The following is a 7,290-nucleotide window of genomic DNA, read 5'->3' as shown; positions in this document are numbered from 1 at the left end:
GAGAATAGACGCCTGTAGCCTCAAATATAATCTCAGGGTTATGAACAGTTTTCAAGTCGCCCAACAGGCGATTGAATCCAATGGCATCATTGAGTATGGTGTAGCCATGAACCTTCTCACCGTTGACTAAAATGGCCACCTCAGAACTTGTTTTACTGCCATCAATTCCAAATACTACACGCATGACATTACCTCTTTTGTCTTGAATAATTCCATGTTTTAGTGATTTTATTTTCAATACGCGACGTCTAGCGTCCTACATACTTTGATCAAACTCCACCTAAAACAAGGTGTCTTGCCAGTTTGTCAAACGACGTCTAGCGCCATAGAGCCCCACGACTTTACAAGACACCACTACTTTAACATAAAGAAAAAGTAGTGAGTACTCTCTCGCGTCGGAGATTTCTTCACTACTAATCTTAGTATGTTTCATACCGTTGTCTTGACTATCCTCCTTAGATGATATGGATGGTTGAATTCCTTTTCATGAGTTTTGACAAAGAATTTTTGGAAAATCTAGATATTGTTTTAATCTCTATTTATTTTTCTAAAACGGGGAAATCTGATATAATAAGCTTTGTAGGTGTATTATTTTAATACTTACAGAACTAAACTATTCCCCTATTTAAAAAATATTGATTCAAATTTTATGAAATTAATCAGTAGATATCATTCTGAAAAGCCTTGATATTACGCTGTTTTTAATCCAATTAAAACTCATACTTTCCAAACCAGGTCTTAAGAAAGCTCGTAAAGCATCACAATTCTCAAAACGTTAATCAATACGATACTATCAACGTTTACAGACATTCAAGAATTTTCTCTTGGATGTCTTTTTTGTATAAAAAATAGTTGTTTTTCGGAAAGTTAGCTATTAATATTTATCAATGATAAAAATAGCATGTTTTAAGGGACTGACCCCAAAAAGTGAGAATTTAATAAAAAGACTTGACATAATTCGTTTACAATGGTAAACTTGTTTTGAACATATTTGTTTACATTTGTAAACGACGAGAGGGAAAGGAGAATGAGCACAATAGAACTTAATACTTATATCACAGATGCAGAATGGGAAGTCATGCGTGTAGTTTGGGCAAATGATCGAGTAACTAGTAAAAAAGTCATTTCCGTATTGCAAGAAAAAATGGACTGGACACAATCCACTATCAAAACGATCTTAGGTCGATTAGTTGGAAAAGGCGTACTAAATACAGAGAAAGAAGGTAGAAAGTTTATTTACACTGCCAATATTGAAGAGAAAGAAGCCGTAAGGAATTATGCAGAAGATATTTTTAACCGTATTTGCAATAAGAAAGTCGGAAATGTAATAGGAAGCATCATTGAAGATCATGTTTTAAGCTTCGATGATATAGATCGACTAGAAAAAATATTAGAGATGAAAAAATCTTTCGCAGTAGAAGAAGTGGATTGCAATTGTCCAGAAGAACAATGCGAATGTCATTTACATCATCATTAAGCATAAGGAGGAATTTAAAATGAATAATGACAACAAATATTCGTCCCATAATCACCATGATTATGACGACATGGATAAGTTAAAACACGAGCATGGAATCACAGATGAACATGGATACCATAAGGATCAACATCAAGTACATCATGCTGGGCATGATCACAGCGGGCACAGTGGGCATGACCACCATCATCACGGAAACTTTAAGGAACTTTTCTTAAAGTCATTGCCACTAGGATTCATTATTATGCTCTTATCCCCTATACATGGATTTAAACTACCATTCCAGTTTACTTTTCCATATTATGATATTGTAGTAGCTATTTTATCTACTATATTAATTATTTATGGTGGACGTCCATTCTATCAAGGTGCAGTTGACGAATTTAAACAAAAAAAACCTGGAATGATGGCACTCGTTTCTTTAGGTATAAGTGTTTCATATTTATACAGTATTTATGCTGTGATCATTACCTACGTAACGGGTGAACACGTGATGGACTTTTTCTTTGAATTTGCTTCATTACTATTAATCATGCTATTAGGTCACTGGATTGAGATGAAAGCTATTGGAGAAGCAGGAGACGCACAAGCAGCATTGGCTAAGTTAGTGCCGAAAGATGCTCACGTTGTATTAGAAGACGATTCAATTGAAACACGACCAGTTGCTGACTTAAAGATAGGTGATTTAATTTGTGTTCAAGCCGGAGAAAATGTGCCAGCAGACGGGATTATCGAGCGTGGTGAATCACGTTTAAATGAAGCTCTTCTAACTGGGGAGTCAAAAGCAGTAAAAAAAGGCCCTGGCGATGAAGTAATCGGGGGCTCAACAAATGGAGAAGGGGTTCTTTATATTAAAGTGCTTGAGACAGGTGATCAATCCTTTATCTCTCAAGTACAGAATTTAATCAGCCAAGCTCAAAGTCAGCCTTCCAGGGCAGAAAATATTGCGCAAAAGGTTGCAGGGTGGCTCTTCTATATTGCTGTTATTGTCGCGCTAATTGCTTTTGTAGTGTGGATGATTATTGGAGATATCCCAACGGCAGTTATATTTACTATTACTACATTAGTTATTGCTTGTCCGCACGCATTGGGTCTGGCTATTCCATTGGTAACCGCCCGTAGCACAAGCTTAGGAGCTAGCCGTGGCTTACTAGTAAAAGACCGCCAAGCCTTAGAAATAGCTCAAGATGCAGATGTGATGATTTTAGATAAAACGGGTACTTTAACAACTGGTGAATTTAAAGTATTAGATGTAAAACTTCTTAATGACAAATATACAAAAGAGGAAATCATTGCCTTATTGGCAGGTATTGAAGGAGGATCTAGCCACCCAATTGCTCAATCAATTATAAGTTTCGCCGAGCAGCAAAATATACGTCCAGCATCTTTTGATTCGATTGATGTGATTTCTGGTTCTGGAGTAGAGGGTAAAGCAGGTGGGCACCGTTACCAATTAATCAGTCAAAAAGCCTATGGACGTAATCTTGATATGGATACTCCAAAAGGAGCAACTCTTAGTGTCTTAGTAGAAAACGATGATGCCATTGGTGCTGTAGCTTTAGGGGACGAATTAAAACCAACGAGTAAAGAGTTAATTAAAGCTCTTAAAAAGAACAATATTCGACCAATTATGGCAACAGGTGATAATGAAAAAGCGGCTCAAGGCGCGGCAGTAGATTTAGGGATTGAATATAGATCAAATCAATCTCCACAAGACAAATATGAGTTAGTTAAAACACTTAAAGATGAAGGAAAGAAAGTTATCATGGTAGGTGATGGTGTAAATGATGCTCCTTCTCTTGCCTTAGCAGATGTTGGTATAGCTATAGGTGCTGGAACTCAAGTTGCGTTGGATTCAGCTGATGTCATATTGACTCAATCAGATCCAGGAGATATTGAATCATTCATTGAATTAGCACACAAAACAACTCGTAAAATGAAACAAAACCTATTTTGGGGAGCTGGTTATAACTTTATAGCTATCCCTCTAGCTGCAGGAATTTTGGCTCCTATTGGTATCACATTAAGCCCTGCATTAGGAGCAATCCTAATGTCTGTGTCAACAGTCATCGTCGCCATTAATGCTATGTTATTACGTTTAGATCCAAAAAATAACGGTTAACAGATCGAATGATTGAAACTCCTTAAAGTATCAAGATACAATAGTTTTACAGGAGAAAAAGAGATGTAAGTAATGGCTCTTTGTAAAATCGTGTTGGTAGAAGTAGACGATTTTTCTACCAACACGATTTTTAATTTATTATAGAACTGATTTCTGTTAAAATCCTAAAAGCCACCTATTTCGACAGTTTTATAGCTTGTTATTCTATTTTCTTGACAATAATACCACCGTCTNCACACGTTTTTTAACCATAAAAAGCCACCTCCATGAGCATTTGATTATATTGTACCAAATCCAACTTGGAGGTGTTTTTATTTAATTCTCATTTACGGGGGTCAGTGCCAATTAAAATTGCGTATTTTTTATTTAAAATGTATTAGAATTAAATTCATATAAAATATGCACGAAAAATAAATCAAAGTTAAAAAGTACAAATTAATGAAGAGATTATTGATAAAAATAGTTAATAATTGGTTAAACAAAATATATAACTCGTTTATAAATTTATAGAAATGAACCATTATAAATCTCCTCTTAAATATTGAAAAAACCATTGGCGTGGACATACTTTAAGACTATATATTTCTGAAACTAGTTTCACAATACAAATATTGACATGCAATTATTAATTGNTGGATTTTAAGTTGACATCTACAAAGTTTAATGTTAGAATACATTCAAAAATATATTTGAATGAGGTGTTTTATGATTCAAAATATTGTTACTTCAATAATCCTGTATTCTGGGACAGCCGTAGACTTACTTATTATCCTAATGTTATTTTTTGCCAAAAGAAAAAGCAGAAAGGACATCATTAACATCTATTTTGGACAATTTCTAGGCTCTGTTAGTCTAATATTCCTAAGTTTGCTTTTTGCATTTGTCTTAAATTATATTCCTAGTAAAGAGATTTTAGGTTTACTCGGTTTGATTCCAATTTTCCTAGGCCTCAAAGTTTTGCTTTTAGGAGATTCTGATGGAGAAGCTATTGCAAAAGATGGTTTGCGAAAAGACAATAAAAACCTGATTTTTCTAGTGGCTATGATTACTTTTGCAAGTTGTGGCGCTGACAATATTGGTGTCTTTGTCCCATATTTTACCACCTTAAATTTAGCGAATATGATAGTGACTTTACTTACTTTTCTAGTCATGATTTATCTCTTGGTTTTTTCTGCCCAAAAATTAGCACAAGTCCCTTCTGTTGGAGAAACTTTGGAAAAATATAGCAGATGGTTTATTGCCGTTGTATATTTAGGATTGGGGATGTATATCCTGATTGAAAACAACAGCTTTGACATGCTATGGGCTGTGTAAGGCTAGGAGAAAAAATTATGAAAAAAGATAGTATCTGTCAAGTGGATGTTATAAATCAACAAAATGTTATAACCGCAACGAACTACCTTGAAAAGGAAAAAGTCCAAAAATCACTTCGCATTTTATCAAAATTTACCGATAATAAACAGATAAATATCATCTTTTATCTCCTTGCCGTCGAAGAACTCTGTGTCTGTGATATAGCCTGTTTACTAAATCTCAGTATGGCATCTGCCTCCCACCATCTTCGTAAACTAGCCAATCAAAACATCTTGGATACTAGAAGAGAGGGGAAAATTATATATTATTTTATAAAAGATGAGGAAATCAAAGACTTTTTTAATCAACTAGGATAACAACTATTTTTACTACTTTACCATGATTATATATAGGACTTATCTATGAAATTTTTTGATGAAAATTACTCACAAGAAATAATATATAGAACTATTTAAATATCTTCAGGATAGAAAAAGAAATTGCACTGGCATGAAGAAACTGTGTATTTGTTGCTAAACTGTACATTATCTTTATGATACAGTATTTCGTATTTTTCAATTACATAAGCTCCGAAAACTAAAAAGTGATAACCCTTTGATAACCTCTTTATTTTTAAAAGGGTTATATATGTAAAAATTGAGGATTTATCTCTTAAAAGAACTTGATTTCAGTGATAATTTACCATAAATATCATAATGTAGAAAAAACCAGGCTTGAAAAAGGCTCGTAAAGCATCACAATTTAGTAAACGTTAATTCGAGAGAATTACAATACATACAAAGAGCACCTTTCGGGGTGTTCTTTTTTATCGACACTTTGTAGATTTATAATTGGGAATCTCGTTGAATGGTATCAGGTAAATGAAAAATTCGGCGATAATATCCTATTTCTTCGTACTTTAGTCTAATACCTATAATGTAAAAAACTCTAGCTATCAGGTAGTTGATAGTTAGAGTTTTTTCTATTCATATGATTTAATGATATTAAATAAGGCTTCTACTTCTGAAGACAGTGTAGCTGATTTGAGATAAGCGTAATAAACTGTAAATGTTATCCGGTCCTCTGGTATTAGAGGGATTTTTATTAAATCATCATCTTCATCAGAAAGTGCGATATCAGCCAGTAAACTTACGCCAATCCCTTTCTTTAAAAGTTCTTTAATAATGATAATGTCGTCACTCTTAAAGAATATTTCTGCCTTGTTTTGATACTTTTGATTAAGTAGTTCAAAAGCTTTCAGGTGAACAAAGTGTTCGTCTAAGAGTATAAAGGATTGATCTACTAATTCTTCAAAAATAAGGGAAGGAGCAGTAGCAAGAGGATGGTTCTTAGATAAAACGACATACAGTTCTTTATGAAAGAGTTCATGCGTCTCTATTGAAGGATGATTAAGTGGTTCAATCAATCCGAGTAAGCTCGCATCTAGTTCTCCCTTAAGGAGAAGGTTTAATAATTCTACGGATCCACCACGAATAGGACGTACCTTTTTTAAAAAATCAAATTCAGTTTCTTTATTTAAGACAGAGAAAAGATACTGAATGATAATAGGAGGGAATCCTACAGTAGAGCAATGCGCCAAAGAGCGATTAATTTCTTTGCGAGTAGAAATGACCTCAGGTAAAATCAGTTCTGTATGCTTCAGAAGGATTTGTCCTTGATTAGTTAGTTTAAAGGAGCGATGTGAAGGATCATGGTGAATCAATTTGCAATTAAAAGATTCCTCTAAGCGCTTGATGGCATAAGAAATAGATGGTTGGCTGACTTTATGTTGTTTTGCTACTTCCGTATAGGATTGAAGCTGGCAGAGGTCATAAAAATATTGTAGATCTTTTAAATTCATATGGGCTCACTTTCATTAATTGGAGAAAGAATAAGTGGAAATCACCAGATAAATAAATTTTATCCGTATCCTACAATTTGACTATACGAGTATTCGCTGGTTAAAATGTAAGTGAGTCAGGGATATCAAAGATTATCTAAGATACTTTCAAAAATGACCAAGATCTTTTCTCGTTTATCAATAGGGAGCTGTTTAATCTTCATGTTGATTCTTTTGAGTGAAAGATTGTCAGTCTTATCAGAGGTTGATTCAAGGCTATCAAAATTGAAAAACTCCTCTGGGGTCATATCTAGGGCGTCAATCACTTTTTCAAGACTGTGAATGGTTAGATTCACATTTTGGTTTTCGAGTTGGTTGATATACTTAAGCCCAAGTCCCGCTTGTTCCGAAAGTTCTTCCTGGCTCATTTTGTTTTGTGTTCGAAAATTATTTCACTTTTTTGGAAATATATTGTTGTAAATAGTTTTTAGTTGTCATATAAATAGAATACAAGTTTTGTATGACAAAAAAACACCTTAAAAAATACGAAGTATTGTA

At 34.0% G+C, this 7,290-nt stretch carries 6 protein-coding genes and 1 pseudogene; 4 read left to right on the top strand and 3 right to left on the bottom strand.

Going from position 1 to position 7,290, the window contains the following annotated elements:
• Positions 1 to 184: IS110 family transposase (locus D8872_RS10335; RefSeq protein WP_142999579.1), on the bottom strand; the 184-nt coding region annotated here is incomplete at its 3' end.
• 843 nt (positions 185 to 1,027) lie between these two features.
• Between D8872_RS10335 and D8872_RS10320 the strand changes: the two genes are divergently transcribed.
• From D8872_RS10320 to cadX, 4 genes are all read left to right on the top strand, one after another.
• A complete protein-coding gene (locus D8872_RS10320; RefSeq protein ID WP_125390853.1) occupies positions 1,028 to 1,477 on the top strand; it encodes a CopY/TcrY family copper transport repressor in 450 nt (149 codons plus the stop codon).
• A 19-nt stretch (positions 1,478 to 1,496) separates the two neighbouring features.
• On the top strand, positions 1,497 to 3,599 hold the full coding sequence (locus tag D8872_RS10315) for a heavy metal translocating P-type ATPase (protein WP_125390852.1): 2,103 nt from the start codon (positions 1,497 to 1,499) through the stop codon (positions 3,597 to 3,599).
• A 705-nt stretch (positions 3,600 to 4,304) separates the two neighbouring features.
• On the top strand, positions 4,305 to 4,913 hold the full coding sequence (locus D8872_RS10310) for a CadD family cadmium resistance transporter (RefSeq protein ID WP_312023930.1): 609 nt from the start codon (positions 4,305 to 4,307) through the stop codon (positions 4,911 to 4,913).
• Between the two features lie 17 nt (positions 4,914 to 4,930).
• The gene (cadX, locus tag D8872_RS10305; protein WP_049501100.1) at positions 4,931 to 5,269 is read left to right on the top strand and encodes a Cd(II)/Zn(II)-sensing metalloregulatory transcriptional regulator CadX; all 339 of its coding nucleotides are present in this window, start codon (positions 4,931 to 4,933) and stop codon (positions 5,267 to 5,269) included.
• 605 nt (positions 5,270 to 5,874) lie between these two features.
• On the opposite strand, the gene D8872_RS10300 is transcribed toward cadX, so the two are convergent.
• Together D8872_RS10300 and D8872_RS10295 are read right to left on the bottom strand one after the other, a co-directional pair.
• Positions 5,875 to 6,753 (bottom strand): LysR family transcriptional regulator, encoded by an 879-nt coding sequence (locus tag D8872_RS10300; RefSeq protein WP_125390850.1) that lies wholly within the window; start codon positions 6,751 to 6,753, stop codon positions 5,875 to 5,877.
• Positions 6,754 to 6,878: 125 nt separating this feature from the next.
• A pseudogene (locus D8872_RS10295) lies at positions 6,879 to 7,230 on the bottom strand (helix-turn-helix domain-containing protein).
• Positions 7,231 to 7,290: the final 60 nt, after the last annotated feature.

The organism is Streptococcus cristatus, from assembly GCF_003943815.1.
In the GTDB taxonomy this organism is placed as follows: Bacteria; Bacillota; Bacilli; order Lactobacillales; family Streptococcaceae; genus Streptococcus; species Streptococcus cristatus_F.
The sequence above is the reverse complement of the archived record's forward strand: the minus strand, read 5'-3'. Positions and strand labels throughout refer to the sequence as shown.